Below are 26466 nucleotides of genomic sequence, written 5' to 3'. Positions count from 1 at the left end.
TCCGGATCGGCGTAGACAGCAACGCTCCCGATCCCGGCATCCCGGCAAGCCCGAGCAACACGGACAGCGATTTCACCACGGTTGGCGATGAGCACTTTACGCACGATGAACGTCTCCTGACTCGCTCGGAGTCACCAGACTGTTCGATCGTCGTGCACTTGTTCAACGCATCCGGTTACAGAACTGGGTGCACATTCCCAGGACTCGCCCAGCTGTGTCGAGAGTCGGGCAGGAAATGGTCAGACGCCCGTCAAAACTCTCCGCCGACCTGGGCCCTTCCGGAAAAATGCGGGTGCGGCGGCCGGACCGGCCGCCGCACCCGGAAGGGCGGTGTCGTTTCAGACCGCCCGGACCGAATTTCCGTACCACTCCCGTGTTTCCGCGAAATCACCGGCGAACCCGGGGCCCGGAACGCGGCCCAGATCGGACCAGAGCGGGGCACTGTCGAACCAGTGATCGGTGGCCAGCATGTCCAGGGCGAGCTGCGGCAGGTTCGCGGCGACGAGCAGCTCCCGCGTCTGGGCCACCGTCAACTCCCGTCGCGGCGCGGGGAGGCCCACACAGTCGGCGACGGCACGCAGCAGCTCCGCCGCGGTCACGGGTCGCGGATGGGCGGCGTGGTAGACGGACGCGGTCAGGCTCCCGGCCGGCGCGGATCCCACGCCCAGCACCAGCCGGGCCAGTTCGGAAGCGGAGACGGCGGACATGCAGGCGTGCCACCCCGCCGTGCCGCCGGACATCGCCAGGAGCAGCCGGGCCAGCGCGGGGACGACCCAGATGTCTCCCACCCCGTACACCAGATGGGGCCGGAGCACGATCCCTCCCGCTTCCCGTACGACGTCCTCGGCGGCGGCCCGGGTCCTGGACGTCGCCGAACCCGGGTGGCGGTCCAGGGCCTCGGCGCGGGCGCTCCGGAAGGTCCCCCGGCCGTACACGGAAGCGGTGCTGAGATAGACGATGCGCCGCACTCCCGCCCGCCGGGCCTCCGCGACGAGGGCTGCGGTGCCCCGTGCGTTGACCGCCTCGTTGGCGTCGGCCGGGCCCCCGATCTGCGAGGCGCAGTGCAGCAGGACGTCCACTCCGTCGCAGGCACCCCGGAGGGTCTCCGGCCGGGCGAGGTCGGCGACGACGCCCTGGGCGGGGACGGTCGCGGTCAGGGGGTTCCCCGACACGGTGTTCCCCGGGCCGGCGTTCCTCGGCCCCGCTCCCCCGGAACCGGCGTTCCCCGGCACCGCTCCCCCGGAACCGGCGTTCCCCGGGGCGGCCGGTCCCGCCATGGCCGGCGGGCGGTGGCGCGACATCAGGCGGAGGGGGATCTCCCTGCTGCGGGCTTCCTCGACGACATGGCGGCCGATGAAGCCGGTCGCCCCGGTGATCATGGTGGTGTGCACGAGGCACTCTCTCCAGTCGGCTGGACGAGGGCGGGCTTCAGCAGTCGCGGGGCCGCAGGACGAGCTCGGCGGAGTAGACGGCCCGGCCCTCCTGGATGCCCCGCACCGTCACACGGACGCCGCCGGAGGCGTCGGGACGGCCCGGGGTGGCCTCGATCAGGCACGGCGTGTCGAGTTCGACGTAACGGGTGAAGACGCTGTCGAGGGCGACGACCAGCGCGTCGGGCATTCCGGTGGAGGCGTGGGCGGCCTGCCTGGCCGCCTCCAGCAGCACCATGCCCGGAACATGGTCGACCGGGTGGTCGAAGAAGATCGGGTGCGTGGTGTCGACACGCAGCTCCCACCGGTGCGCTCCGGCACCCGTGCCGTCCTCCCGGTGCACTTCCGCACCCGTGCCCTCCTCGGCCAGGACCACGTGCCCGGCACCGTTGCGCCCGACGCGTGCCGGGTCGATCGGGCGGCCCGGGACGTAACCCGTGCTGGTGGGGCGGTCGCCGCGCAGACGCCGGTGGACGGCGGGGCTCGTGCAGCTGAACCCGGCGCGCCCGGTGGCCAGGGCCACTCCGTCGACGACGGCCGTGACGTCGTACCGCATGCTGCTGAGCGATCTGCCCCTGCGGACCACGTCGCTGCAGACCGTGTGCAGCTCCACCTCGGTCGGCGCGGGGCCGGCGACGAGCATCTCCTCGGTGGTCGCGAAGGACATGTCCCACATCAGGAACTGGTGGCCGAAGGGCGCCCCGAACTCGGCGTGGGACAGCAGCGATCCGATCTGGCGGACCGACTCGATCAGCAGCATCGGGTCCTGATACCCGGCGACCTGCGAGAAGAGCGAGTGCCCACGGGGCCACTGGGCCCGCACGACGAACGATTCGGCCCCACCGGCAGCGCTGTCCGCGACCGCCTCCCACCCGGTGAGCAGCACCTCGGACACGGAGGCGCGGTGCACGTACTGACGCGGCACGGTCGTGGTGAGCTCGGGGACGGACGCGGTGGGACGCGGCGTTAAGACGAGGTTCCTGCTGGGCTCGTACGGTGCTGAGGCAAGGGACGGCATGCGTGGCACTCCCGATCTATGTCTCTGGACAGGGGTGAGCAAGCCGGACGCCGGCAGCCACCCCCGTGGCCGACGATTCGTTGCTGGTCCCAAGATACAGACAGGTCGGTTCGTAATGACAAGTAAAAACTTGGTCTGCGCGTCGTCGAAATCAGGTGTACCTCACAGACATCAGGCCACCCGCAAGCGGAACCCTGACCACCCACTTCGCCCCAAAGTGGACTCCCGGTGACATACACAACACGTACGACGGACATTCGGTCACTCCGGACCCCTTTGACACCCCCACCGGAAAAACAGGCAAGTCAGCCTGATAACTCCTCTGATCAGGCACCTTGGGCACGCGCGTACCGCACCACCCAGACCTCGCGAATTGCCGAACAACTCACCACAAACTCATCATCGCAGCAGGTCAATTGCAGGCTCTCACGAGCAACGCGGCCCGCTTTGTCGTCCGTTGACAATCAGACAAGTCTGTTTGCTATCTTCGGTAGGCGTGAGCATTCAGCAGTCCGTGATGTCACGCCTGTGCCTCAGGAGGAGCAGATGAACCGGCAGGCCTCAGATCTACTCGAACCCCGGACCACTCAGCACCGCCCCTTGGTTTCCCAGCCGCACCGCGCCTCAGCCCTGCCCCATCCACCCTCCGCCGGAGAACGTGACGTCCTGCGTGTCCTGGTCGTCGAGAACGAGGAACGCGCCGCCGACACCCTCGTCCAGGCACTGCTCCGGCAGGGCTACGACGCCGACAGCGTGGCCACCGGCGGCAAGGCGTTACAGGGCCACCACCAGGCCGATCTGATCCTGCTCGACCTGGACCTCCCCGACCTGGACGGCCTGGAGGTCTGCCGCGGGATCCGGGCCGTCAGCGACACCCCGATCATCACCGTGACCGCACGCGGCAGCGAACTCGACCGGGTGCTGGGACTCCAGGCCGGCTCGGACGACTACATGGTCAAGCCGTACGGATTCCGTGAACTACTGGCCAGGATCGAGGCGGTGATGCGCCGGTCGCGCCCCCGCAAGGAGATCGCCCGGACCGTCGACCACGGCCCGCTCCGCATCGACGCCACCACCCGCGAGGCCACGCTGGACGGGCGCCAGGTCGACCTCACCCGCAAGGAGTTCGACCTCCTGCACCTGCTCGCCTCCCAGCCGGGGGCGGTGATCTCCAGACGCCAGCTGATGACCCAGGTCTGGGAGGACACCTGGTCACAGCGGGGCCGCACCATCGACACCCATGTCAGCAGCCTGCGGGGGAAGCTGGGGTCGAGCAGTTGGATCATCACCGTCCGGGGGGTCGGCTTCCGCCTCGGGCACCCCTGACGGGCCCCGGCGGGGCCGGGGCACCGGGAGCGGCGCGACCGCGGACCCGGCGCCCTCGGCACGCGCGGGAACCACCGCTTTCCGGAATGTGCGACCCCAGGTAATGACGCCGTGGGGGCTTCGTCATAGGATGCAGACAAGTCGGTTTGATATCCGTGGTGGCGAGCGCAAGGATCCGGGATGGGTAAGCAGGAACGCGGGACAAGGTCGCGACTCTCGATCCTGGAAGCCGCCGCCCGGGTGTTCGACGCCCGAGGCTTCGACGCGGCGAGCACCAACGAGATCCTCGCGAGCACCGGCCTGACCAGGGGTGCGCTCTACCACCACTTCCCGTCCAAGGAAGCCATCGCCGTGGCGCTGCTGGCCGCGCACGACGAGGCGCTGGTCGTCCCCGACCGCCAGGTGAAGCTCCAGTCGGTCATCGACCTCACCTTCGAATTCGCCTTCCGCCTCCAGCGCGATCCGGTGCTGCGGGCGAGCGTGCGCCTCGCCGTCGAGCAGACGTCCTTCCCCCGCCCCGTGACCACGCCGTACGAGCAGTCGGGCTCGGCCATCCACGATCTGCTGAAGCAGGCACAGCAGCAGGGCGAGATCCTCCCGGGCGTGGACCTGGTGGAGGCGACCTCGGTGATCATCGGCGCGTTCACCGGCATGCAGGTGATGTCGCAGATGTACACCAACCGGAGCGACCTGCCGGAACGCGTGAGCACGATGTGGCGCTTCCTGCTGCCGGGACTGGCCAACCCCGGCATGATCAGCCACCTGCGGATCACGCCGGCCCCGGAGCAGACGCCGAAGCCCGATCCGCAGCCGGAGTCCGAGCGGACCGAGGAGCCGGCAGGGAGCCTCGCACCGCTGAAGGCGCCCGTCCCGGCGACGAGTTCCGCCCGGTCCTGACCCCGGATCAGCCGACGCTACTGATCGGCGGTGGCCCCGATTCCATGGGCCGCGACTCCATGGGCCGCGACTTCCTGCGCCCCGACTTCCTGGACCCCGGCGAACAGGGGCCGCAGAACACCCCAGAGCCGCTCGGTCTGCCGCGGGTCCCACCATCCGCTGTCGGTGTACCCCAGGGACTCCAGCCCCGCGGTGACCACGACGGCCAGATCCGCCAGCGCGTCGGGCGCCGCGCCACCCCGGGCGTCCTCGACGATCCGGTCACGCACCATGCCCAGCACTTCGTCCCGCAGCCGCGGCGCGCTGTCCGTACCGTCGGCACCCAGACCCATCCCGGCGCAGATGAGCTGGTCCTTGGCCATCGCCGCCCCGAGAGCGACGCTGAACCGGGCGGGGGCATCGGCGGCCGGCCCCGCGAAGGAGTCCTCGACCAGCACGGTCGCCCGCTCGCGCGCCTGTGCGTACACCTCGGCCACGAGCTCCGCGATCGACGTGAAGTGGTGGTAGAGCGCCCCCCTGCTCACCCCGGCGACCCGGCAGATGTTCACCAGCCCGGCATCGGCGAACCGTCCGGTGGCTATGAGCTCCGCCGCAGCGCTGACGAGAGCCTCACGGGTCTGCTCGGACCGCTTGTACATGGGCCTGCGCCTGCCTCTTCCTCGATTCGGCACCCGAAAAAGGTCAGGGGAAACCTACCGGCGCCACTGCCTAATCGGAATCATACAAGTCTGCCGGTATCTTGTACCACCCTCTGACCGGACTCGATTCAGGCGCCGACCAGCCGAACCCTCCAATTTCCCGCAAGAATCCATATGTGACCTGAATTGACCGAGAACGACCCCATGAGTACCAGAATTGAAAACAAACCACCCTGTCCGTTCCGACGCCCCCACCCCTCCCCCGCACCCCTGCCCCACCCGGCACCCCCCACCCCGCCACGACCACACCCCCACGCCCCGCCGCGAAGCACACCCACCCGCTACACTGATCCCGCGCCTTCGTAGCTCAGGGGATAGAGCACCGCTCTCCTAAAGCGGGTGTCGCAGGTTCGAATCCTGCCGGGGGCACAAGCGAAAAGGCCACCTAGGAACGTTCCTAGGTGGCCTTTGACATCTACAACTGACATCAACGGCAGCGGTCACTCACGGCCGGGCCGCCTCTTGAGCAGGCGGTCCATGTGGCTGATCGCCTCGCGCTGCGTGTCCTGGACGACGTGTGTGTAGACGTCCATCGTGATGCTGATCTGGCTGTGCCCGAGGATCTCCATCACGACGCGAGGAGCCACCCCGGCAGCGGTGAGGATCGTGGCGCAGCCGTGCCGAGCATCGTGCAGCCGGATCACGCGGAGGCCGGCAGACTCGGCAACGCGGGTGAAGGAGCGGTAGACGTTCCGCGGCTCAACCGGGCGGCCGGTCCGAGTGACGAAGACATGCCCGCCTTCCTGCCACAACTCCCCCGCGCGAGCCTTGGCATCGACCTGCCGCATCCTGTGCCAGCGAAGGGGTGCAATGCACATGGCCGGCAGCGGCACAGCCCGGCGGCGCCGCCCCTTGGGATCGTCCTCGTAGAGAACCCCGCGCCGTCGCTGAGTCTGCTGGCGAACGTAGAGGACCCGGTTGCCCAGGTCCACGTCAGTCCAACGAAGCCCGACCAGTTCCCCGCGCCGCAGGCCCATCGTGATGGCGAGGACGAACGCCGCGTAGAGCGGATCCTTGCGTGCCGCAGCCAGGAAGGCCAGGGTCTCGTCCAAGGACCACGGGCTCAGCTCTCGCGACTTGGCCCGCGGCGGTTCAACGAGACTGGCCACGTTCCGAGTAACCAGCTCTTCCCGGCAGGCCGCGGTAAGGGCGGTGCGTAGCACCCGGTGCGATTCCTTAGCAGTAGCCGCGGTGGTCTTGTTCTCCAGCTGGACGAGGAAGCGCCGGACATCAGCGACACCCAGCGACTCCAGCCGCTTCCCTCCGACCATGGGCACCAGGTACAGCCGGACGTGCGCTTCGTACTTGTCGTACGTACTGAGCTTGCGCCGAGGCTTCACCACGTTATCGAGCCAGTAGGGCAGCCATTCGGAGAGCTTGGCGGACCGCGTGGGTACGGGGATGCCCTGGTCTACCTTGGCGAGCAGTTCGCGGCGCTTGGTGTCGCACTCGGCCCAGGTCTTGCCGTAGGCGAACTTGCGGGCGCGGGTGCCGTCCGGCTGGAGGACGTAGACCGCGGCTTGGTAGCGGCCGTCCTTGCGCTTGGTGATGGTGCCCGCGCCGTTGGGGTTGCGCTTGCGCTGCGTGGCCATCAGGCGGCTTCCTCAATCTCGGTGACGATAAAGTCCCGTACGGCGTCAGCGGGGATGCGCCGGGACCGGCCGATGGTGATGGAGACCAGTCGGCGCGAGCGGATCAGGTCGTAGACGGTGGAGCGCCCGAGCTTGAGCCGCGCCATGACCTCGGGCACGGTGAGCAGTTCGGCGGTGGCGGTGGTCATGCTTCGGCCCCTTCCAGAGCGAGTTGGTCTTGCAGTTCGGCGCGGTGTTCGCGGGCGGTTTCGCGGTTGTGTTGGAGGTCGCGGTGGATGTTGGCGGCGAGCCAGGATTCGCCGGGGGTGTGGCCGTTCCCGGCGTAGGCCCAGTGCGCGAGGGTGAGCGTGGTGGCCTCGGGGTGGTCGTCGGGGTTGGGGAGGCCGAGGGCGGCGCGTTGTTCGGCGGCGCGGTAGTCGGCGCGGACCTGTCGGAGGGCGCCGAGGGTGGTGGAGTAGCGGCGGGATTTGGTGGAGAAATGGCCGCGGAAGCCGAGCATGTGGGCCCAGTCGCGGAGCTTGCGGTCGGGGTAGGCGTGGTGGAGGTCGAGGCACGCTTCGATCAGCCGCCGAGGGTGTTCCGGTACGTCGAGGAGGATCAGGGCCTCCTTGTTGCCGACGCGATGGTCCACGGTCCCGGTGGTCTCGGCTGCCTTCGTGGCGTACTTCGCGACGTAGGAGGCCACGGCCTGTTCGGTGAGGTCCTCACCGTTGCCGAACGCGCCGATGGGCTGGACGTCGAGTTGCGTGCCCCAGCGCAGCACCCAGTCCGAGGGAAAGCCGGCTTCCTCGTTGGCCGGCACGGTGACTTCGACCCGGGCGGCTGCCGCGCGGATGGCGTCGTCGAGGAGATCGAGGGTGGCCCAGGCCGGCGGGGGTGAGTCGGGGCCGTCGGGTCCGTCGAAGCGGATCACGGCGTGGAAGTGGACGGCACCGCGCTTTTGGTACTCGGCGACCTTGCCGAAGGACACCTTGGACTGTTCGCGGGCGGCTTTCTGGGTGAGGCCGGCACGCTTGGCGATTTCGCGGCGGAGGTAGATCGTGAAGTAGCGCCAGAGGTCGGATGCGTGGTTGTTCCACAGCACGGCGCCGGCGTAGTTGTACCGGTCGGGGTCGAGCGGGGTCCCGAGCTCAGCAGCCGTTTCGGGGTGGTGGGTGCCGCAGCGGCAGGGCCGGTTGCCGGGCCGGTTATGGACCGGGCCGAACGAGGGGGCAGTGAGGGTGGCGAAGACCCGCGGGTGGTCCCGGATCGTGGTGGGGGTGCCCTTGTCCGGATCTCCGGTGAGCCCTGCGCGGATGAGGTGGTAGGTGTCGCCGGCGTAGGTCCAGGCGCAGGCGGGGCAGCGGGAGGCGCGGCGGTTGCCGCAGGCGATGCGTAACAGGCCGCCGGGCTCGGTGTCGGTCGTGTAGTGGTGGAGCAGGGTGCCGGTTGTCCGGTCGGTGGTTTTGGTGGCGCCGGTGAGGTGGATGGGCTGTGCGCATCCTCCGGTGCGGCGGATCTGTTCGTTCCAGCGGTCGAAGCCGGTGGACCCGGCCACCCTCAGCACGTCGGCGAGGGTGGTCGGGTCCAGGCCCGCCGCGGTGGCGGTGGTGGTCATGGTCAGCGGCCCGTTCGGTTGTGGGCGGGGCCGTGGTTGGCGGTGTAGCCCTCGACCAGGGCGCGGACCTGGGCGTCACCGGTCGCGGTCGCCGTAGCACCGCAGTGGCATACGGCCGAGCCGGTGGCCGGGGTGTTGGGGGACGGCTTGCTCACGTGGAGTCCGGGGCGGCCCGGGGTGGGGGTCAGGTCGGACACCGTGCTCACGCTCCGATCCGGGCGTCGGCACGGACGGACAGGACGTGGCCGGCCCCGCGGCAGGCGGGGCAGTGGGCGGTGATGGTGTGGCGCTCGCCGGTGGGGGTGGTCTGTCCGGTGGTGATGGCGACGGTGGGGAAGCCGTCGCAGTGGGTGCAGATCGGCCGGGGGCGGGTGTTCTCGGGCATGATGGAGCTCCCTTTCGGGTCCTTTGGATCTGGATGGGGTTGGGCACCCGGGGCGGCGGATACTTGGCGGTTGAGGCCGCCCCGGGGGCTACTTGCTGCGGTGCGAGGAGCGCTTGAGCGTGAGGCCCACGCCGCCCGTGGCCGAGAGAACCGCGACCGTGGCGGCGGCGAACACGTGCAGGGTGACCGCGATCATGAGGATGATCAGAGCGATACCGCCGGCAACCGTGATGGCCAGCACAACGGGGCCGGTGTAGTTGCGAGGCGCAGCCTGAACGATGACGATCTGCTTCGGGTCGGTGCCGGGCGGGAGCTGCCCGAGCAGGTCCGCCGGGATGTGACCGGCGTTGATCTGGTCCTCGGGGTAGCGCACGGGTTTCACCTCCTGTCAGGGGTTGCAGCGGTGGGTTTTGGCGGCGAGTTCGGCGGCGGGGCGGCCGTGGTAGTCGGCGGAGAAGTTGCAGCCCGGGGCCGTGCAGGCCGCGGTGTGCTTGGTGCGGCCCCGGCCGTCGGAGTGCGTGCCGACCTGGACAGGGCCGATACGGATCACGTTGGTGAAGCGGTTCGGACGCGGCATGAGGAAACCTCCTTTCGATCAGGCGAGTTGGGCGTTGATGGCGTCAGCCAGCGGGGCCGGGACGCCGAGGCGAGCGCGGAGGGTGACCGAGTCGATCCGGGCGCCGGTCGTCGCGTGATGCGTGTCCGCGACCTTCCGGGCGTGATCGAGCAAGGCCGGCGGAACAGCCACGGTCGGCTGCTTTGTCGCCGGAGCCGCAGCAGCCGGAGCAGAGGCCGGCGGGAGTTCGGGGGCCGGTTCGGACGTCCGCTCCACCGTGACGTCCGGGGCTGGTTCGGGCTCCGGAGCGGCCAGCGGTGCGGCGGTCCGGGCAGCGGGGTCGGGTGTGGTGGGTGTGTGGGCGAGGAGGGTGCCGCCGAGGAAGGCGAGGGCGGGCCAGCCGGCGACGAGGATGCGGAGCCAGGCCGGGACGTCTTCGAGGTTGAGGAGTCCGGCGGTGGCGATGTTCGCGCCCAGTGATGCGGCCAGGGCGATGACGAACCAGATCCAGGCGGCGCGGTTGTCGGCGTGGGTGCGCATGCGGCGCCAGGCGGCGACCAGGAGCAGGTCCACGCTGATCGGGTAGGCCCAGGCTTTCCAGCCGTCCTGCCCGGCCGCTTCGGCAAGGTCATGCAGGTGAGAGAAGGACAGCGCACCAGCAATGACGGCTTGAACGAGTACGGCGTCGAGACGGAGTGTGCGGGACATCAGGTCACCTCCTTTCAGGGGTGGGCCAGGGGCCGGGCGGGATGTGGTGTTCACCGCCCGGCACCCGGGGTGTTGGGTCAGGCGTCGGGGTCGGTGCCGGAGCCGAAGCAGTTGAGGCAGAGGCCGTCCTGCTGGCCGACCGGGCGACGCTTGCGACCGACCCGCACCGTGGTGGGGACGTTTCCGGTCCCGCCACAGGGCTTGCACACGGCCGGCTCGGTCGAGGTGGAGGGCTGGGTGGGCTTGGTGGTCCGTGGGGCCATGACGTGGGTCCTTCCGGTTCCGGGCATGGGCGGGGTAGGGACCTGGCGCGAGACGGTCACGCCAACCGGAGGTGCGAGGGGTGTTACTCGGTGACCGGCACCGGGGTGGCCAGCGGCGACGCCGGGGCCGGGGTGGTGCGGACGACGGGGCGGAACGGGGCCAGAGCCGGGACGTCGGGGGTCAGGTGCGCGTATGCGTGGCAGATGGCCACAGCGTCGGCTGCGCTCAGTTCGGGGGTGCGGATGCGGGACCAGCCGCCGGAGGCGTCACCGGCCACGGCCACACCGGGGCGATCCGGCGCGATGGTGGTGACGGCGTAGACCGCATCGGGGGCGATGTCGCCGAGGCCCATGTCCGCGGTCTGCTTGTCGTTGACGCGGTGGACGACGCGGCCGGTGAGCTGGGCGCGGAGCATGGTTGCGCCCTTGCCGAGTTCGGAGCCGAAGCGCTGCCCGCAGATCTCCAGATAGATCCCGACCGCCCGGGCCATCTGCGCGAGGCGCACCAGGTGCATGACCATGCGGTCCCGGCGTTCCTCGTCCTTCTTCGCGGCGACGAGGAAGAGTTCCGCGACCTCGTCCACCAGCACCACCAACGGCACCGGACGCGCTTTGATCGGCAGGGCCCAGAGGTCCGAGACGCCGTGGGCGCTCAAGGTGTCGAAGCGCTCTTCCATCTCCCGCACGAGGACTTCGAGCAGGTCCGAAGCCTCAGCCGGTGTGACCGCGAGGGCGGAGAGCCGGGGTGCGTAGCCGCGTTGCTCGACACCGCGCTTGCAGTCGATCCCGACCAGGCCCACCGGGAGCTTCGCGAGGCCGGTGATCAGGTTGCGCTGATACATCGACTTGCCCGACTGGTTCGCACCCAGGGTCAGGCTGTGCGGGATCTTCGTGTAGTCGCGGACGAACGCGGTTCCGTCCTCCCGCAGGGCCACCGGCACCACCAACGGGCCCGAGGTGACCGTGCGGGGCAGCCGGCGCGGCATCTTCACCCGACGCAGCACGTCATACCCCGTCATGCGGAGTTCGACGAAGCCGGGCTTGATCTCGACGACATGGACGGAGTGGACGCCCCAGGCGTGCCGGAGCCGTTCCGAGGCGGCGGCGACGTCGGCAGGCTCCAGGCCGGCGGGGAGACGGAGGGTGACCCGCATGCCGGTGGAGGAGCCCCGGACCCGGCGAACCTTCGGGGGGACCGGCTGGACGTCGGGGCGGCGGGCCACGTTGCGGACCATGAACGCCCGCAGGCGAGACGGCTGGACCGTCAGCCCGCACACATCCATCGTCGAGCGGTACGTGGCGGCGAAGCGGACCCGGGCGACCGGCAGGCCGGCCAGCGACCAGAACACGCGAGGAGCGTGCACCTTCGCATAGCCGAGACCGCCGGCAGCCGATAAGGCCCCCGCCACCTCGATCACCGTGGACAGGTCCGACATGATCAGGCACCCGCCGTGATGGCCACCGCGCGGAAGCTGATCCCGTGCCGGGTCTGCCCGTTGAACGTGTTCTCCCAGTCCCGCGCCTTGAGCCCGATCACCGTGACCGGCGTCCCCGGGGTCAGGTTCTCCGGGACCCCCGTGCTCGGCACCGTCACCTGGTAGAGGTTGCCCTCCCCCTCATCCGAGATCAGCAGACCCACCGTGGCCAGCGGGGCACCGGTCTCCCGGTCCACCGCGATCTCACCGGTCTGCTTACTCACGAGCTTCGGAGTCGGAGGCGTCGCAACGAACACGACAGCGGTCGAAACATCGATCTTGAACGACGGCATAGCAGTCTCCTAGATGCACGGCCCATACCTCTTGGACCTCTTGCTCAACTTGTTGGTACAAGCTGATACCCAGAGATTGCAGCACCGAGTGTGAGTCGTCAAGCACTTCGGGCGAACATGTACCAACAAGTTGACCGAGTGCGTCATGATGGGGTCATGAGTAAGCAGCCGAAGTACCGACAGGTGGCCGACGCACTGCGTCGTGAGATCGACAGCGGCGCCTACGGACCCGGCGCGAAACTCCCCTCAGAGAGTGAGCTCTCAGCCCGCTTCATCGCGTCCAGGAACACCGTTCGTTCCGGCCTGAGCATGCTGGTCAGCGAGGGTTTGATCACGTCTAGCCAGGGGCTCGGGTACGAGGTACGGAAGCACGAAGTCTTCGAACTGAATGCGTCACGGTTCGAGAACCTGAGCTTCCCCCAGGCGGGAGACGCGTACTCAACTGACGTCACCAACGCAGGCCGGCGACCGCACCAGACTTTCCGAGTCGAGCTGACCACCGCTCCCGACTACGTGGCCGCGCGGTTGAAGGTCGACGCGGGATCCCGCGCGGTGCTCCGGTTCTGCCACCGATTCGTGGACGATGTCCCGTGGTCCACACAGGCCACGCACTATCCCGATTGGCTCGTCGAGAAGGCGCCTCGCTTGACGGAGCCCGGCGACATCGCAGAGGGAACGACCCGATATCTCGCGAGCCTCGACATTGAGCAGGTCGGGTACGCCGACGAGATCGCGACGCGGATGCCGACGCCCGAGGAAGCCCGGCTCCTGGAGATCGGTGCGGGCGTTCCCGTTCTCCTGTGGACGCGAACCGGTTACTCCTCCGAACGCCCCGTGCGCTGCACCATCACCACGTTCCGGGGAGACCTAAACCGGATGACCTACGACATCGGCGATCTCTCCGCACGAAGCGAGAACGACCCTCAGTGAAGATCACGACCGCAGTGCCCAGCGACCTAGACCGACTCCTGGCCTTCCGGGTGGAAGCTGCCGCTTGGATCAGCAAACTGGGCAGCGACCAGTGGAGTCGCCCGTACCCCGCAGATCGCCTGTTGGCCACGATCGAAGCCGGGACTGTTTTCATGCTTCGCGACGGGGACCGAACTGCTGGGACGATCACCCTCACGCCAGAGGCGGAAGAGGGTTTGTGGGCTCCCGAAGAGTTGAGGGAAGCGTCCCTTTTCGTCAACAAACTGACGGTGTCCCGCGACTATGCGGGGAAAGATCTTGGAGGAAGGCTGCTCGATTGGGCGGCCGACCGAGCTTACAGGTCAACAGCCAAATGGCTCCGCCTTGATGCATGGACGAGCAACGCGGCCCTACAGCGCTACTACCTGGACCACGGCTTTGAGCATGTCCGGACCGTACGGGAAGGCGGCGCCATCAACGGTGGCCCACGTGTCTCGGGCTGGCTTGCTCAGCGTCCCACGTCCCCCACTTCGCACGGGTTCGAGGACCAGACCCCCGGTCCGCAGGCTTTCGAGCACTGAGTTGTTACAGGTTTCTCTACCTCATCAAGGCACCCGGCTGCGCTCCGCTCCGCCGGGCGCGCTTCCCGGCTCTGGCCGCGCCCGCGCTCCTGCCTTCGGCCCGCTCGGCGCTGCCGCCGCCGACGCGCGCCCGCAGTGGATAGGCCCGAGGGGCATGAGACGAGAACCAAGCCCGCGGCTTCCAGACATGCCTCCGGCGGGGGCGCTCAGACTCCGGGATGGGAGGGGCGCCGTTCGCGAGTGCCGGCCGGTTCGTGGTGAGCGTCGTGGGGGCTCCCATCCCGACCACCTTCGACCCAGGCAGAGCCGAGCAGTCGCGGCCCAGGGCGTCAAGGTCGTTCGTACAGTGGCGCGCTCCACCTTGACGCCCTGAACCACGCCCGCTCCACGGTGTGTGGGTCGAAGGCGGACGGGATGGGAGCTGGGGTGAGTGGTGGGTTGAGACTGGCAGCGCTCGACGCTGTACTGCCAGCCCCTACTCCGTCGCCTTGGGGTGTCCCGGGCCTGCATGAAGAAGCCAGACGATGCGTTTAGCCTCGTCGACGCAGTACCAGATGCGCCCACCCGAGGTAACTTCGTACTGCCACTGAGGATAGGACTGGCCAGCAAAGACTGTTGACTTGAGGCTGCCCTTCAGTCGATGCTGCCGAGTCGTCTCCGGGAACGGACACGGCTGTTCGCGGAGAGTCTCAAAAGCCCTGCGGGCGTTAGTCGTTGCTGTCCGGCAGAGTTCGTCCCAGCCGCGCTTGACATCCGACTTGCCGAACTTCACGTCCCACTCATCACCAATGGGCGGGGGCGCGACACGCTCGCGCTTTGCCCCGCCCACTAGGCGAACTCCCCTATCGGGTCAGCAGACTTCGACCCGCCCGTGATCATCAAGATCCCCCTCAGTCAGCGCAGCGCGCACCTTGGGGTCAGCATAGACCTCGGCGGTACTCCTCCACGCGGCCACAGCGGTCTCAAGTGGCGCGAGGTTGCCTAGGTCATCACAGGCATGGATCGTCTGTACCAGATCAACGAGAAACTCTCGGACGTCCTCTTCGGGGAGGTAGCGGACCCACGGGAACACGTCAGGCAGAACCATGAGCAGCTCCCTAGCTCCGTCGTCCTGCTTCATCAGTGAAACGAACATGCGGCTGGCAACGCTGAAGCCGTTTGCTGTGGACTCAGCCTGAGTCGCACTCATCAGTACAAGGTCATCTTCGTTACGGCGGCGCAGCAGCACCCCCTTACCGTGGGCAGCTCTCTCAGCCACCTCACTCTGCTTGCGCATGAGCTCGGAAAACGGGACCTGGTCTGCGAATCGCGTGCTCATGAGTCCGATGATTGCAGAAGTAGTGCTGAAGTCAACTGGTGGCGCTGTGTATTTCCGCAGCTCAGGGGCTTACATCCGTAACGTCGCAGCTCAGTCTTTGGTAAAGGTTGGGTAAAATTATCGGGCATATCGGACATCCGTTCGCGCTAAACCGACACTTGGCATTTTTCGCTACTCTAGGTGACATTGTCGAGCATTGGCTGTGTGTTTGCCCCGTTTCATGAAGTCAATTCCCTCACGCAGTCTCTGTTGAGGTTCTCGCGCAGCTGTACTCGCGAGGCGGGGATTTCGTGACTTGCATCACACCATCTTGGGTCTGCGTAAGGGCTGTCCTCGATGCGGGCCTATGACTGGGTGAATGGCAATGTCAGTCCCGGCTGCAAGGCTGTCGCCATGATTGGTGAAGTGCCCAACACTCACGTTGGCCAGGAGTTCATCAGCCGGCGACTCGCCCACGAGGCTGGCATCCATCGTCCGCTCCAAGCCGGCATCTGCGGCACCAAGAAGAATGGCGCTGAGTCGATCGTCGTATCCGGCGGGTACAAGGACGACGAGGACCACGGCCACGTCATCGTCTACACCGGACACGGGGGCCAGGACTCATCAAGCAACCAGGTCAGCAACCAGAGCCTCGATGACGCGGGGAACGCGGCCTTGGTTACCAGCTACCTGGAAGGCCTCCCCGTCCGCGTACTTCGCGGTGCACACAAGGGCTCCCAGTGGGCCCCGACTCAGGGATACCGATACGACGGACTCTTCCGAGTCGCCAGCTACGGCAGCAGGCTCGGCATCGACGGCTTCCTGATCTGGCAGTTCCGGCTGGAGGCATACGACGGCACCCCTCTCCCAGAGCCAGTTCAGCAGGAGACGCTTCCAGGCAATGAGGGACCGGCCCGCCCTGACCTCGAACGGGCTCCAGCCGGCAACGAGGCGCCCGAACGTGTGACCACCACCGTCCAGCGAATCGTTCGCAGCAGTGCGGTAAAACGCCAAGTCAAGGCATGGCACGACAACCATTGCCAAATCTGCGCTTTGCGGATCGAGGTACCGGGGGGCAGCTACAGCGAGGGAGCCCACATGCAGGCCCTTGGTAGCCCTCACAACGGCCCCGACACGACAGGCAACGTGCTCTGCCTCTGCCCAAACTGTCACGTGATGCTCGACGCCGGCGCCATCGTGATCAACGATGATCTGGCAGTCATCCGCGGGGGAACTGAGGTAGGGCTACTTCGCACCCACCCGCGGCACATTCTCGATCTCAGCTGTGTCCGCCAGCACCGCGAGCGGTGGCGGCAGGACTGACCTACGCTCAGCTTGGCCCTGACATCCACCGTTGACATCAACGACGCCGGACAGCGACGCACATGCGCATCTCTGCTCGGTCGTCATGGCGGCAGCAGGCATGGGGTACAACGGCGCTCGGCCGAACTCCTAAAGCGGGTGTCGCAGGTTCGAATCCTGCCGGGGGCACCAGGGAAAAGGCCCGGACCGATCAAGGTCCGGGCCTTTTTCGACGCCATCACGTGACGGCGGCCACGTCACCTCGCGGGCTGCATCACGTGCCCCAGCGCGACAAGGCCGATGCCGATCACCAGCAGCGACGGGGATCCCTGGTTCCAGCTCACCACCGAGCAGCCGGTCCATGCGGCTGATCGCCTCCCGCCGGGTGCCGTGGTCGACGTGGGTGTAGGCGTCCGTCGCAAGTCAGCCTCCACCGGCCCTTGTTAGATTCCTGTCGACTCGAACCATCAGGGGGCACAGGTGAATGAAGAGGAAGTGGCGCGCGCGGTCGAAGAGGGCATGCGCCGGCACCACAATCAACGAGTAGCAGCCTGGCAACGCGAGCGGGACAGAGAAAGCGCAAGGTTTTTGGGGTGCCTGGTCTTCGGCGCCCTGATGATCCTTGGATTCATCTTGCTGGTGACGTACGGATAGCCCGCAGCCCACGGCACCGAGCCCTTCGACGCCTGATCCGGTCGCACGGAAGCCGCCCCGAACCCGGCCCCGAAGGGCCGGACAGGGGGCGTCGTCACCTCATGAGGGCAAGGATTCCGGTGGCGATACCGGGCGCCGCGTACGTAAGCCTGTCAGCGGCGGTCACCCCGCCAGGGGCAGCGCCGCCGCTATCGCGTTCCGTTCCTTTCGTGCGAGCAGCGGGAACACGATCTTCAGGCCCTGTTCCTCGTCCGGGGAGGAAACGACGAAGGACGAGTTGAGCAGACGTTCCTTCACCTCGGTACGCACCAGACCCGCGCGAGGAATCGTCATCAGGTGCTCCTCCGGCCGGGCGAACGTCGGGTTGGCCCGGAAGATGAAGATGCGGCGGCCGGTCATCGCCAGGTACATCGGGGTCGGCACCGGCACCACGGCCATGCCGCCGCCGCTCATGATCGCCGAGGCGACCGCGAACGCGGCGGTCCGGCGCACGGACACCGACCTGAGGTTCACGATGGTCGCCACCTCGACCTGCTCGCCGGGTTCGAGCATGGGATCGATGGCGGCCAGCAGCAATCGACGACGCTTCCCGTTCACGGGGCTCTCCTGCATGTTCGGTCTCGACCGGGGGGATGTTCCCGCCCGGGATGCGACGGTCCCGCGTCGGAAGGAATCGCGGGAGGTCGTGGTCCGAGGAGCAGCCGCGGGCCGGACTCCCTCGCGAGATCCGGTCGGCGTGAGCTGTCGGCATACTGTGCCATACGGGGAACGGCGCTCCTCGACCGTGCCCGCTGAGGCACTTGGCAGGCGTCGCCCGAGAAGCTCGGCTCACGCCACCGCCGGCTGCCGCCGCCCCGTCAGCCCGTCTCCGCCACGATCTCCCCGATCACCTGCCGGGCCGTCTCCGCCATCACCGCGTTCGACGTCCGGTAGTACGAGAGCTCCATGAGCGCGATCGACAGGGCCCAGCCCCTCGCCCGTTCCCAGGTCGCCGGGCCCGCACCCACCCGCGTACGGAAGGCCGTTCTCGCGTCGGCCCGTAGCAGGTACCAGGCCGCGATCAGGTCGACCGCGGGGTCGGCCAGGCCCATGGCGCCGAAGTCGATGACCGCGCTCAGGCGGCCGTCCTCCGCGACCAGGACGTTGCCCGGCTGGAGGTCGCCGTGCACCCATACGGCCGGGCCCTCGGGGTCAGGGGCCCGCAGCGCGGCCGCCCAGGCCTCGGACGCGGCGGCGGTGTCGATCACGCCGTGCAGGGCGTCCAGGGCCTTCAGGGTCGCCGTGTCCCGGGCCGCCAGCGGTTCGCTGCGGAAGGCCGGCGGGCCGCCGGTGGTGTCCACGTGACGTAGCGCGAGCACGAAATCCGCCAGATCCGCGGCGAGTTCGGTGGTACCTGCCCCGGGGGGCGGGTTGGTGCCGTCGAGCCAGCGGCAGACCGACCAGGACCACGGATAGCCCTCGCCGGGCCCGCCCTGGGCCAGCGGTGCGGGGATGGCGTGCGGGAGGTGCGGGGCGAGGTGGGGCAGCCAGCGGTGTTCCGTCGCCACGTCCCGCGAGCCGCCCTCGATCCGGGGCAGCCGTACGGCCAGGTCCGTGCCCAGCCGGTAGATGGCGTTGACCGTGCCGGCCGAGCGGACCGGCTCGACCGGGAGATCCGCCCAGGCCGGGAACTGCGCGGCGAGCAGACGTCGTACGAGCGCCGCGTCGGTCTTCGTCTCGTTGGCATGCATCCGGACCATGCAAGCCGAACCGGGCGGGCGCTGTCGACCGAAATCCGGTGGGCGGCGCGGCGCCGCTGCGGCAGGATCCATGCCCATGCCCCTCGTGCTCCCGCCCCGTCTCACCGCGTCCGCCCGGACGATTCGCGACTGCGCCCGGCGGCGAGATCTGCGTACCGTGCAGCTGCCGGACCGGAAGGTGCCCGAGGAGCTGCGCGGCGGGGACGCGTATCTGCACGCCGGGCCCTCCTTCGCCGACGCCGTGGCGCCCGCGCTGGGCATCGCACCGCTCGAAGCTCCCGCCGACTGGCTGGCCCTGCTGCCCGCCGCGTTCGTCCGGCGCGAGATCCGGGCCGTCCCGATCCGGGAGGCGTACGGGCTGCGCCGCCCGGTCTTCGTCAAGTCGCCGAACGACAAGAGCATCCGGGCGCTGGTCTACGCGGACGGGTCCCGGCTGCCGGGGCCGGACGCCGTCGGCCCGGAGACGGTGGTGCTGGTGAGCGATGTCGTGGTATTCGACGCGGAGTACCGGCTGTATCTGCTCGACGGGCAGGTCCACACCGGCAGCCGGTACGCCGCCTCGGGGCAGCTGCACCTGGCTCCCCTCTCCGCCGAGGCACGCGCGTTCGGCTCGGAGCTGCTGGCCGCCGCCGGGCACACGCTGCCGTCCGCGATCGTCGTCGACGTAGGCCGCACCGATGCGGGGCGGTGGGCCGTCGTCGAGGCCAATGCCGCCTGGGCCAGCGGGTGTTACGCGTCCGACCCGGACCGTGCGCTGGATGTGGTGCTCAGGGCCGCCGGCCCTGCCGCGCTCCTGGCGGAACGGGACCGAGCGTTCGTACGGTGATCCCTCCCCCGCTCCGCGTCAGCGGCAGGAGGCCCTCAGCTGCGCCGCCCCGTGGTGCGCGCCCACCAGCGCCGCGTCGCCCCAGTCCCGGCCCCGGTCGACCAGCTGCACGGCGAAGGTGTCCCCCTTGACCGGGTAGCTCCGTACGTCGACCGAGGTGCCCCGGTGCTCCGGCTGGTGCACGGCGAAGCCCGTATAGGCCGAGTCCGTGTTCCGCGGGTCGGACAGGACCCGGTAGACCGTGGGGTCGCCCGCCACGTCCCGGTCGCGGACGCTTCTCGGCACGAAGACCGTCAGCGCGCACTCACGGAAGCCCTCGCCGAGGTGCCAGGACCAGACGGCGCTGCTCCCCCGGTCCTGGACCGGGCTCCCCGACATCGGGACCGCGCTGAACCGGCCGTCGCACGAACCTCCGGTGAAACCACCCGAGTCGACGGTGTACCAGCCGGCGTCGCCGCGCTCGAAGCGCCCGTACTCCGCGTACTCGCCGCTCGTGCAGCCGGGGCCGGCCCACGCGGAGTAGCGGTAACGCCCCGTACCGCCAGCGGGTCCGGAGGGGTCGGCGGATTCGGTGGGTTCGGTGGTTGCCTCACCGGACGGCGCTCCGGTGCTCTCGGGTCCCGTCGGGCCGATCCGGGTCGGGACCCCGCCGCCGATCGGGGCCGGTACGGCGCCGGCCCGGCCCGCGGGCTCCGGGCGCGCGCTACCGGACCCCGTGGCGAGCAGCGACAACGCCGTGGCCAGACTGCCCGCGGCGACCACGACCCCCGCCGCCAGCAGCGCCTTCCGCCGTCTGGGCAGGGTGGAGACCCGGCCCATCAGCGTCTCCTGGGCGATCCAGGAACCGTTCCCGCGAGGCGAGCGCTCCACGGAACCGCAGCGGGGGCAGACCATGCCCGGCAGCGGACCTATGTGTTCGCCGCCGCAATGTTGGCACCTCATGGCAGCACACCATGCCAGTGCTGCCCGCCCGGAGGGAGAGTTCCCGCACTATTGGCGCAGTTCCTCGGGGCACGGTGTGCCCGGCTGGAACTGGTACGGCCCCGCCAGTCGGTAGACCCCCGGGCGCGGTGCGAGGAGTTCGGTCCACTCGTCGCCGTCCCCGTCCTCCTCCACCTTGATGAGGCAGCCGTGGTCGTTGGTGAACTCCTTCGGGGCGTCCCCGTCCTCCGCCGAACGCTTCTTGGACGCCTCCGTCTCCTGCGGCCGCTCCACGCCCTTGCCCTCGTCGTCGACGACGGCCAGCCAGCGGGAGTACGGGATGCGGATCAGGACCCGGCCGGCGGACTGCACGCGGATCGTCAGCGTGTCCTCGCCGGCCCGTTCCACCGTCGCGGGCGGGTCCGCGAGCGGCACCGGGTCCACCACCCGGAACAGCTTCCAGTTGGCGTCGCGCCAGACCGCCTTCAGATACGGCAGCCCCTTCTCGACGAGCGCCGTCTCCTGGAGGGCTCCCGAGTCCGGCTTGCCCGTCGGCAGCACCACGTAGTGCACGGCCCAGCGGTCCAGCCACTCCCGGTAGTTCACGGCGTTGAGGGTGTCGTCGTAGAAGAGCGGGTTGCGCTTCATGTCGGCCTGCCGGTTCCAGCCGCGGGCCAGATTCACGTGCGGCAGGAGCGCCGAGGCCTCACGGTGGCTGCTCGGGGGCACGACCTCGACCCGGCCCCGCTCCGCCCCGGCCCGCTGGAGCTGGTTGACCAGCGGGGCCAGGGCACGGTTCCAGGACGCGGTGGGGGCGGTACGGACGATGTCGTCGACGCCCTTGAAGCCGATCCAGAAGTTCAGCCCGGCGAAGACGACGACCAGGGCGTACCAGCGGCGGGTGCGCGGCGCGGTGTACGGGAGCGCGGCGAGCAGGACCACACCGGCGAACAGCATCGCCATGCGCGACACGTTCGAGCCGATCTGCGAGTCGACCACGTAGGTCAGCAGCGTCCCGGCGCCGTAGACCGCGGCGGCCGTCCGCACGGTGTGCCAGTCCCGGGGCACCAGGAAGAAGACGAACACCGAGTACAGGAAGGGCAGCGACAGGGTGCCCAGGGCCATCGGCTGGGTGCCCGAGAACGGGAACAGCCACGCGGACAGGACCACCACCGCGACGGGGGCCAGGCCCAGCGCGTACGCCCCGGGCCGCCGTTTGTTCAGGAACAGCGCCGCCGCGACCACGCCGAGGAAGAGCCCGGCGACCGGGCTGCCCGCCGTCGCGAGCCCGGCCAGCGGCGCGGCGACACCGGCCTTCGCCCAGCGCTTGTAGCGCCAGCGGTGGGGCCAGCAGAAGACGGCGGCGACGGCACCCAGCGCGAACATCATGCCCAGCCCGAACGTCACCCGGCCCGACAGGGCGTTGCACAGATAGGCGAAGACCCCGGCGAGCGCGCACGCGAGGGGGTTACGGACGGCGGGCACCCGCACCAGGATCAGGGCGGTGAGCGCCGAGGACACGGTGCCGACGACCATCATCGTCGACCGGACGCCGAGCAACGACATCAGATACGGCGACACCACGCTGTACGAGACCGGGTGCATGCCCCCGTACCAGGCGAGGTTGTACGCCGTACCGGGGTGGCGGCCGACGAACTCGGCCCAGGCGTCCTGGGCGGCGATGTCGCCACCGCTGTTCGCGAAGAAGAAGAACCAGAGGAGGTGCACCGCCGCGGCCACCGCGGTCGTCAGCAGCACCGGGTGGCGTCGCAGACGGCTCCGTATCGAGCTGTCGGCGCCGTCCAGGTCTCCGGCCGCCTGGGCCGGGATCCGGACGGGTACGTCCTCGGCCGGCCTGTCGGCGTCGGCCCGTGTCGGCTCAGCGGTGGTCACTGCGACTCTCCCCGTCCTTGCCCGGGCCTGCCGAACCGTCCTAGTACCGCACGGGCCTCATCCGTATGCGGACAGACGCGTCCCGGCGCCCGTCCGTTGCTTTCGGGACGCTAGCATGCGGCATTTTCACCGCGCTGCCCCATCGGCTTCACCGCGCTTCCCCATCGGCGGACGGGCCCCCGGTCCCCGCCGGAGCGGGTGCGGGGGCCCGGCCCGTCAGGTGATGCGGGTGAGCTTGTCGCCGAAGCCGGCTTCCGTCATTCCGCTCTGCAGGGCGACGGGGACCGACACCTTGCCCGTGCCGGTGCCTACGGACACCTCGCCGACGACGGTGCCCGCCTTCGCCACGTGGGCGGGCGTCTTCCCACCGTCCGTCAGCTCGAGGTCGACCTGGAGCCCGCCCCAGCCGACGGCCTTGAGGTCCTTGGTCGCGACCACGGGCGTCCGCGTGCCGAAGCCGTTGTCGACGTACCCGACGACCTGGCCCTTCTTGACGACGGCCGCGGAGTCGACGCCCTCCTGGGCGGTCTGGATCAGCGCGAGACTGCTCTGCAGGGCACGCTGCAGCTTGGCGTCCAGAGTCCCGTCGGTGTCGGCACCCATCACCGCGCCGATGATCCGCCGGGTCTTGCCGTCGATGACCGTCTCGGCCGTCCAGATCAGGTTGCCGCCCGCGGGGGTCGACGAACCGGTCTTGATGCCGCTGACGCCGGGCTCCAGCAGGATGTTGTTGTTGTTGTAGATCGTCTTGCCGATGCCCGGGATCTCTGCCTGGGGCATGTTCACGATCTCGCGGAAGACGTCGTTCTGCGTGACCGCCTTGGCCAGCTTGAGCTGATCCGCGGGGGTGGACCGGGTGGTGGACTCCAGGCCGCTCGGGTCCGTGTAGACCGAGTTCGTCATCCCGAGGTCCTTCGCGGCCGCGTTCATCTTCTCGACGAACGCCTTCTCCGTGGTGGCGTCCCAGCGGGCCAGCAGCCGCGCCACGTTGTTGCCGGACGGGATCATCAGGAGCTGGAGCATCTGACGCTCCGTGTACTTCTGACCCTCCTTGATGGGCGCCGTCGACTCGTCCGGGCGGTTGGCCTCCTCACCGGCCTTCGCGTCGACCACGATCTGGTCGCCCGCCTGCTTACCGGAGATCGGGTGGCCCTGGAGGATCACGTACGCGGTCATGATCTTCGCGACGCTCGCGATCGGCGCGGACTTCTCCTTGCCGTACGTGCCGATGGTGCCGACGCCCTCGACCTCGACGGCCCCCTGCCCGTCCTCCGGCCACGGCATGTCCAGCTTCTCGCCGCCGAAGGTGTACGTGGGTGCGGCGGAGAGGGTCAGCGTGGGGTCGGGCAGCGGACGTACGGCCTGTGCGATCGCAAAGATGATCAGTACGAGCAGGAGGAGCGGGGTCCAGATCTTGACCCGCCGGACCGCGGTGCGGACCGGCGTCTCCGGGGGCGGCGGAGTGTTCGTCAGCTCGGCGAGCAGGTCGAGCGGCGGCCGGGGCGGCATGGGCTGCTGCCTGGTCCGCTCGGCCTCGGGGATGCCTGCCCCGGGGCTCGCGGGGGTGCCGGGACCGGCCGCGACGTCCGGGGTGATCGTGGGACCGACGACGGGCGCGGGGCGTACGTCGTCCGAGCGCAGCGGCACGAACTTGCTGGTCCGCTCGGCGGGGGACTCGGGGGCCTCGGACGCCCCGGTGGCTCCTGTGGTCCCGGAGGCCCCGGTGGTCCCGGAGGCCTTGGCCGCCCAGGAGGCGGGCTTGCGCGCGGCCTCCTTCTCCTTGGACGGGAGCTTCAGTGCGGTCGTCGGCTGGTCGATCTGTTCGGCGCGCGGCGCCTTGAAGACGGCGGTCGGATGATCGATTCCTCGCCCGTCGGCAGCGGCCTCGGCGTCCTTCGCCGGGTCGGCCTCCTCGCGGGTCTTCGGGACGCGGGGGGCGTCGGCGGCGGGGGCGCCGGCGGCGGTCTTGCCGGAAGTCTTGCCGGCGTCTGCTGCCGGGGCCTCGGTCGCGTCGTCCTCGGCGTCGGCGTCTGCCGCAGAGGCGTCGGCGACTGCCGCAGAGTCCTTGTCGTCGGCGTCCTCGTCCTCGACGTCCGCTGCCGTGATCTCGTCGGCATCGGCAGGCGTCCCGCCGGCGGGGGAAGCAGCGTCGGCGCTGCTGCCGGCCGCCTCGCCGCTGTCCTCGGACGGCTTGTCGTCGCCGGCGTCAGCACCGCCCTGAGCTGCGGCTTCCTCGTCGGGACCGGTCGCCACCCAGGCCGCTACAGCGGCACGGAGACGGGCATCGGTCGGCGTCGGCTCATCTCCGGAGCCGGAGCCGGATTCGGCCCCGGACTCGGCCGCAGACGCGGAAGCGGCTGCGGGCTGCTCCTTGGCGTCGGCATCGGCGTCGGCATCGCTGTCATCGTCCGTGCCGGCGCCCGTGGCGTCGTCCGCGTCCGTACCGGCGTCGTCCGTACCGGCGTCGGAGGCGGACGCGGCGGTGTCCCCGGAAGCGGCCACGGACTGTTTGTCGCCCTCGGCCCCCTCCTCGGCTCCGGAGCCCGAACGGGCCTCCGTGCCGCCCGGAACGGGCCCGCTAGCGGCTACAGGCCCCTCAGACGCCTTCGTGGGCTCCCCGGCCGTGTCCTCCGCCTCTGCGGGCTCCTCGGCCCCGTCGCGAGGCTCGGAGGCCTCCTCGGGGCCCTCTGAGCCCGCCGAGCCCTCTGCGTCCCCAGGGGCATTCGCGCTCTCCCGGGTCGCGGACGCGTCGGCGTCCGAGGAACGCGGCACACGGAAGACAGCCGTCTCGCTGTCCGTCGCGGCTCCCGTCGTCGTCCCGCCCGCTGTGTTCCCGCCCGCCGCAGCGACCGGTTCACGGAACACGGCGAGACGCGGATCGCGTTCCTCAGCCGTCCCCGACGACTTCCGCTGCTCCGACTTGTCGGGGGACTCGCCCGCCACCGATACCTCCTTGTGCGCCGCGGGGACATGCCCGCACCTGTCCGAACCATCTACCAGTGTCCTGTGTGAACCCTTGACCGAGCCGCTAGACGAGAACGACATACCTAACGGTTCCCTCACAAAGCACCCAGGCACCCTCGACAGACCAATGTGAGAGGGGTCACCCTGTCAGACATCCACGCGGGGAGGCATGGATGGGCAGGAGCCGCAGAACAATTCCGGAGGAGCTTCTGCTGCTCGCTCTGGACCCGACCACGGGTACCACAGCGCAGCCGCAGTCGCTCGACCTCGGCCTGGCCGGGGCACAGCTAGTGGAGCTGGCTCTGGCAGGACGGATAGCCCCTGACGGGGATCGTATCGCCGTGGTGATGCCACGGCCGACAGGAGATCCGACTCTGGACTCCGCACTGGAACTGCTGCGCCGTCGCGGCAGTCCGGTCCGGGCCGTCCACTGGATCGGCGGGCCCCGACTGGGACTTCGCCAGATCTACCTCGCTCATCTGGAGCGGTGCGGCATGGTGCATGCCGTGGCGGGCCAGATGTGCGGAGTGCTGCCGACGACTCGCTACCAGGCGACGGACACGGCAATCAGCCGGGACATCAAGGCCCGGCTGGACAACGCGATCCGCACCGGCGTACCACCGGACCCGCGGACCGCGGCGCTCGCCGCACTGGCCCACGCGGTCGGACTCGGCAAGCACCTGTACCCCGGGAACGAGGGGCGCTCGTCGCGCTCCCGGCTCCGGGACCTGATCAGACACGACCCGATGGGCGGCCTCGTGGCGCATGCCGTGATGGACGTCCAGAACGGTGTGGCCGTCCAGCCGCGCCGCAATCAGCAGACGGCGAGCGTGCCGTTGCAGCCGCAAGCGCAAGCGCGCCGAGGCAGCATGGCGCACACCTCCGTCCACTGACAGCACGACCGCGCGGACAGTTGCGCGGAGTACCGATACACCGCCGTACCGCCGCACCGACGTCCCCATGACCCGGTTCGGGAGCCGCACCAGGCGCGGGGCAGCCGGATCCACCGGCTGCCCCGCGCTGTTGCGCGTGGTCATTTCGGTGTGGCCATTTCCCAGCGCGGCCGGGACCCCGGGTGGCAATCTGCTGAGCAAGCAGATACGCACAGCTACAACAGCTGCATAGCCGGAGGTGCCGTTCCC

The 26466-nt window shown here is 69.4% G+C and carries 28 protein-coding genes and 1 tRNA gene; 8 read left to right on the top strand and 21 right to left on the bottom strand.

What is annotated here, in order from left to right; translation table 11 throughout:
* The 3 genes from ACZ607_RS34870 to ACZ607_RS34860 all read right to left on the bottom strand — a co-directional run.
* Positions 1 to 104, bottom strand: a 104-nt coding sequence (locus ACZ607_RS34870) for a biotin carboxylase N-terminal domain-containing protein (protein WP_184742946.1), incomplete at its 3' end; no start/stop codon positions are given.
* Positions 105 to 338: 234 nt separating this feature from the next.
* Positions 339 to 1391 (bottom strand): NAD-dependent epimerase/dehydratase family protein, encoded by a 1053-nt coding sequence (locus tag ACZ607_RS34865; protein ID WP_469741910.1) that lies wholly within the window; start codon positions 1389 to 1391, stop codon positions 339 to 341.
* A gap of 37 nt (positions 1392 to 1428) precedes the next feature.
* Positions 1429 to 2355, bottom strand: a complete 927-nt coding sequence (locus tag ACZ607_RS34860; RefSeq protein WP_469741908.1) for a ScbA/BarX family gamma-butyrolactone biosynthesis protein — start codon at positions 2353 to 2355, stop codon at positions 1429 to 1431.
* A gap of 639 nt (positions 2356 to 2994) precedes the next feature.
* Between ACZ607_RS34860 and ACZ607_RS34855 the strand changes: the two genes are divergently transcribed.
* Both ACZ607_RS34855 and ACZ607_RS34850 read left to right on the top strand, forming a co-directional pair.
* Positions 2995 to 3774, top strand: coding sequence for a response regulator transcription factor (locus ACZ607_RS34855; RefSeq protein ID WP_469741906.1), 780 nt, complete (start codon positions 2995 to 2997; stop codon positions 3772 to 3774).
* A gap of 180 nt (positions 3775 to 3954) precedes the next feature.
* The gene (locus ACZ607_RS34850) at positions 3955 to 4671 is read left to right on the top strand and encodes a ScbR family autoregulator-binding transcription factor (RefSeq protein WP_469741904.1); all 717 of its coding nucleotides are present in this window, start codon (positions 3955 to 3957) and stop codon (positions 4669 to 4671) included.
* A 17-nt stretch (positions 4672 to 4688) separates the two neighbouring features.
* On the opposite strand, the gene ACZ607_RS34845 is transcribed toward ACZ607_RS34850, so the two are convergent.
* The gene (locus ACZ607_RS34845; RefSeq protein WP_469741901.1) at positions 4689 to 5309 is read right to left on the bottom strand and encodes a TetR family transcriptional regulator; all 621 of its coding nucleotides are present in this window, start codon (positions 5307 to 5309) and stop codon (positions 4689 to 4691) included.
* A 356-nt stretch (positions 5310 to 5665) separates the two neighbouring features.
* Between ACZ607_RS34845 and ACZ607_RS34840 the strand changes: the two genes are divergently transcribed.
* Positions 5666 to 5738, top strand: a tRNA-Arg gene (locus tag ACZ607_RS34840).
* Positions 5739 to 5809: 71 nt separating this feature from the next.
* Here the strand turns inward: ACZ607_RS34840 and ACZ607_RS34835 are convergent.
* From ACZ607_RS34835 to ACZ607_RS34785, 11 genes are all read right to left on the bottom strand, one after another.
* Complete coding sequence (locus tag ACZ607_RS34835; protein WP_469741899.1) at positions 5810 to 6961, bottom strand: tyrosine-type recombinase/integrase; 1152 nt, start codon at positions 6959 to 6961, stop codon at positions 5810 to 5812.
* Positions 6961 to 7149: a helix-turn-helix domain-containing protein gene (locus ACZ607_RS34830; protein WP_073747300.1), complete on the bottom strand. Its 189-nt coding sequence runs from the start codon at positions 7147 to 7149 to the stop codon at positions 6961 to 6963. The genes ACZ607_RS34835 and ACZ607_RS34830 overlap by 1 nt, the downstream gene beginning before the upstream one ends.
* Positions 7146 to 8558, bottom strand: coding sequence for a replication initiator protein RepSA (gene repSA / locus ACZ607_RS34825; RefSeq protein ID WP_469741898.1), 1413 nt, complete (start codon positions 8556 to 8558; stop codon positions 7146 to 7148). Before repSA ends, ACZ607_RS34830 begins: the two co-directional genes overlap by 4 nt.
* Before the next feature lie 2 nt (positions 8559 to 8560).
* Positions 8561 to 8755, bottom strand: coding sequence for a hypothetical protein (locus ACZ607_RS34820; protein ID WP_469741920.1), 195 nt, complete (start codon positions 8753 to 8755; stop codon positions 8561 to 8563).
* Positions 8756 to 8760: 5 nt separating this feature from the next.
* Positions 8761 to 8943, bottom strand: coding sequence for a hypothetical protein (locus ACZ607_RS34815; protein WP_469741896.1), 183 nt, complete (start codon positions 8941 to 8943; stop codon positions 8761 to 8763).
* 88 nt (positions 8944 to 9031) lie between these two features.
* Entirely contained in the window at positions 9032 to 9316 is a 285-nt protein-coding gene (locus ACZ607_RS34810) for a hypothetical protein (protein ID WP_469741894.1), read from the bottom strand.
* Positions 9317 to 9331: 15 nt separating this feature from the next.
* Positions 9332 to 9520, bottom strand: coding sequence for a mobile element transfer protein (locus ACZ607_RS34805; RefSeq protein WP_469741893.1), 189 nt, complete (start codon positions 9518 to 9520; stop codon positions 9332 to 9334).
* 18 nt (positions 9521 to 9538) lie between these two features.
* On the bottom strand, positions 9539 to 10207 hold the full coding sequence (locus tag ACZ607_RS34800) for a DUF2637 domain-containing protein (RefSeq protein ID WP_469741891.1): 669 nt from the start codon (positions 10205 to 10207) through the stop codon (positions 9539 to 9541).
* Between the two features lie 77 nt (positions 10208 to 10284).
* Positions 10285 to 10470: a DnaJ-like cysteine-rich domain-containing protein gene (locus ACZ607_RS34795; protein ID WP_469741889.1), complete on the bottom strand. Its 186-nt coding sequence runs from the start codon at positions 10468 to 10470 to the stop codon at positions 10285 to 10287.
* An 83-nt stretch (positions 10471 to 10553) separates the two neighbouring features.
* Positions 10554 to 11906 (bottom strand): FtsK/SpoIIIE domain-containing protein, encoded by a 1353-nt coding sequence (locus tag ACZ607_RS34790; RefSeq protein WP_469741887.1) that lies wholly within the window; start codon positions 11904 to 11906, stop codon positions 10554 to 10556.
* 2 nt (positions 11907 to 11908) lie between these two features.
* Positions 11909 to 12238, bottom strand: coding sequence for an SCO3933 family regulatory protein (locus ACZ607_RS34785; protein WP_266535892.1), 330 nt, complete (start codon positions 12236 to 12238; stop codon positions 11909 to 11911).
* A gap of 156 nt (positions 12239 to 12394) precedes the next feature.
* Between ACZ607_RS34785 and ACZ607_RS34780 the strand changes: the two genes are divergently transcribed.
* Entirely contained in the window at positions 12395 to 13168 is a 774-nt protein-coding gene (locus ACZ607_RS34780) for a GntR family transcriptional regulator (RefSeq protein ID WP_469741883.1), read from the top strand.
* Positions 13165 to 13728 (top strand): GNAT family N-acetyltransferase, encoded by a 564-nt coding sequence (locus tag ACZ607_RS34775; protein WP_469741880.1) that lies wholly within the window; start codon positions 13165 to 13167, stop codon positions 13726 to 13728. The genes ACZ607_RS34780 and ACZ607_RS34775 overlap by 4 nt, the downstream gene beginning before the upstream one ends.
* Positions 13729 to 14578: 850 nt before the next feature.
* On the opposite strand, the gene ACZ607_RS34770 is transcribed toward ACZ607_RS34775, so the two are convergent.
* Positions 14579 to 15046 carry a hypothetical protein gene (locus tag ACZ607_RS34770; RefSeq protein ID WP_469741878.1) on the bottom strand — a complete coding sequence of 156 codons (468 nt, stop codon included), beginning with the start codon at positions 15044 to 15046 and terminating at the stop codon, positions 14579 to 14581.
* A gap of 336 nt (positions 15047 to 15382) precedes the next feature.
* Here ACZ607_RS34770 and ACZ607_RS34765 point away from each other — a divergent pair, with 336 nt between their 5' ends.
* A complete protein-coding gene (locus ACZ607_RS34765) occupies positions 15383 to 16348 on the top strand; it encodes a YDG/SRA domain-containing protein (RefSeq protein ID WP_469741876.1) in 966 nt (321 codons plus the stop codon).
* A gap of 795 nt (positions 16349 to 17143) precedes the next feature.
* Here the strand turns inward: ACZ607_RS34765 and ACZ607_RS34760 are convergent.
* A complete protein-coding gene (locus ACZ607_RS34760) occupies positions 17144 to 17578 on the bottom strand; it encodes a hypothetical protein (RefSeq protein WP_469741874.1) in 435 nt (144 codons plus the stop codon).
* A 260-nt stretch (positions 17579 to 17838) separates the two neighbouring features.
* Positions 17839 to 18711, bottom strand: coding sequence for an aminoglycoside phosphotransferase family protein (locus tag ACZ607_RS34755; RefSeq protein ID WP_469741872.1), 873 nt, complete (start codon positions 18709 to 18711; stop codon positions 17839 to 17841).
* Between the two features lie 85 nt (positions 18712 to 18796).
* Here ACZ607_RS34755 and ACZ607_RS34750 point away from each other — a divergent pair, with 85 nt between their 5' ends.
* Positions 18797 to 19546 carry an ATP-grasp domain-containing protein gene (locus ACZ607_RS34750; protein WP_469741870.1) on the top strand — a complete coding sequence of 250 codons (750 nt, stop codon included), beginning with the start codon at positions 18797 to 18799 and terminating at the stop codon, positions 19544 to 19546.
* 18 nt (positions 19547 to 19564) lie between these two features.
* On the opposite strand, the gene ACZ607_RS34745 is transcribed toward ACZ607_RS34750, so the two are convergent.
* The 3 genes from ACZ607_RS34745 to ACZ607_RS34735 all read right to left on the bottom strand — a co-directional run bounded on the left by ACZ607_RS34745 (position 19565) and on the right by ACZ607_RS34735 (position 25303).
* The gene (locus ACZ607_RS34745; RefSeq protein WP_469741867.1) at positions 19565 to 20488 is read right to left on the bottom strand and encodes an adhesin; all 924 of its coding nucleotides are present in this window, start codon (positions 20486 to 20488) and stop codon (positions 19565 to 19567) included.
* 48 nt (positions 20489 to 20536) lie between these two features.
* Positions 20537 to 22360, bottom strand: a complete 1824-nt coding sequence (locus ACZ607_RS34740) for an MFS transporter (protein WP_469741865.1) — start codon at positions 22358 to 22360, stop codon at positions 20537 to 20539.
* A 216-nt stretch (positions 22361 to 22576) separates the two neighbouring features.
* Positions 22577 to 25303: a D-alanyl-D-alanine carboxypeptidase family protein gene (locus ACZ607_RS34735; RefSeq protein WP_469741863.1), complete on the bottom strand. Its 2727-nt coding sequence runs from the start codon at positions 25301 to 25303 to the stop codon at positions 22577 to 22579.
* Between the two features lie 194 nt (positions 25304 to 25497).
* On the opposite strand from ACZ607_RS34735, the gene ACZ607_RS34730 reads away from it, so the two are divergent.
* Positions 25498 to 26217, top strand: coding sequence for a GOLPH3/VPS74 family protein (locus tag ACZ607_RS34730; RefSeq protein WP_099177736.1), 720 nt, complete (start codon positions 25498 to 25500; stop codon positions 26215 to 26217).
* The last annotated feature ends 249 nt before the right edge of the window (positions 26218 to 26466 follow it).

This window comes from Streptomyces sp. NPDC104381 (assembly GCF_055583745.1).
The sequence above is the reverse complement of the archived record's forward strand: the minus strand, read 5'-3'. Positions and strand labels throughout refer to the sequence as shown.

Coding starts and splice junctions, on each gene's coding strand:
- ACZ607_RS34780 (WP_469741883.1), top strand. CDS start 12,395: ATGAGTAAGCAGCCGAAGTACCGACAGGTGGCCGACGCACTGCGTCGT.
- ACZ607_RS34815 (WP_469741896.1), bottom strand. CDS start 8,943: ATGCCCGAGAACACCCGCCCCCGGCCGATCTGCACCCACTGCGACGGC.
- ACZ607_RS34845 (WP_469741901.1), bottom strand. CDS start 5,309: ATGTACAAGCGGTCCGAGCAGACCCGTGAGGCTCTCGTCAGCGCTGCG.
- ACZ607_RS34795 (WP_469741889.1), bottom strand. CDS start 10,470: ATGGCCCCACGGACCACCAAGCCCACCCAGCCCTCCACCTCGACCGAG.
- ACZ607_RS34745 (WP_469741867.1), bottom strand. CDS start 20,488: ATGAGGTGCCAACATTGCGGCGGCGAACACATAGGTCCGCTGCCGGGC.
- ACZ607_RS34770 (WP_469741878.1), bottom strand. CDS start 15,046: ATGAGCACGCGATTCGCAGACCAGGTCCCGTTTTCCGAGCTCATGCGC.
- repSA (WP_469741898.1), bottom strand. CDS start 8,558: ATGACCACCACCGCCACCGCGGCGGGCCTGGACCCGACCACCCTCGCC.
- ACZ607_RS34800 (WP_469741891.1), bottom strand. CDS start 10,207: ATGTCCCGCACACTCCGTCTCGACGCCGTACTCGTTCAAGCCGTCATT.
- ACZ607_RS34750 (WP_469741870.1), top strand. CDS start 18,797: ATGCCCCTCGTGCTCCCGCCCCGTCTCACCGCGTCCGCCCGGACGATT.
- ACZ607_RS34730 (WP_099177736.1), top strand. CDS start 25,498: ATGGGCAGGAGCCGCAGAACAATTCCGGAGGAGCTTCTGCTGCTCGCT.
- ACZ607_RS34755 (WP_469741872.1), bottom strand. CDS start 18,711: ATGCATGCCAACGAGACGAAGACCGACGCGGCGCTCGTACGACGTCTG.
- ACZ607_RS34765 (WP_469741876.1), top strand. CDS start 15,383: ATGCGGGCCTATGACTGGGTGAATGGCAATGTCAGTCCCGGCTGCAAG.
- ACZ607_RS34855 (WP_469741906.1), top strand. CDS start 2,995: ATGAACCGGCAGGCCTCAGATCTACTCGAACCCCGGACCACTCAGCAC.
- ACZ607_RS34785 (WP_266535892.1), bottom strand. CDS start 12,238: ATGCCGTCGTTCAAGATCGATGTTTCGACCGCTGTCGTGTTCGTTGCG.
- ACZ607_RS34790 (WP_469741887.1), bottom strand. CDS start 11,906: ATGTCGGACCTGTCCACGGTGATCGAGGTGGCGGGGGCCTTATCGGCT.
- ACZ607_RS34830 (WP_073747300.1), bottom strand. CDS start 7,149: ATGACCACCGCCACCGCCGAACTGCTCACCGTGCCCGAGGTCATGGCG.
- ACZ607_RS34805 (WP_469741893.1), bottom strand. CDS start 9,520: ATGCCGCGTCCGAACCGCTTCACCAACGTGATCCGTATCGGCCCTGTC.
- ACZ607_RS34835 (WP_469741899.1), bottom strand. CDS start 6,961: ATGGCCACGCAGCGCAAGCGCAACCCCAACGGCGCGGGCACCATCACC.
- ACZ607_RS34850 (WP_469741904.1), top strand. CDS start 3,955: ATGGGTAAGCAGGAACGCGGGACAAGGTCGCGACTCTCGATCCTGGAA.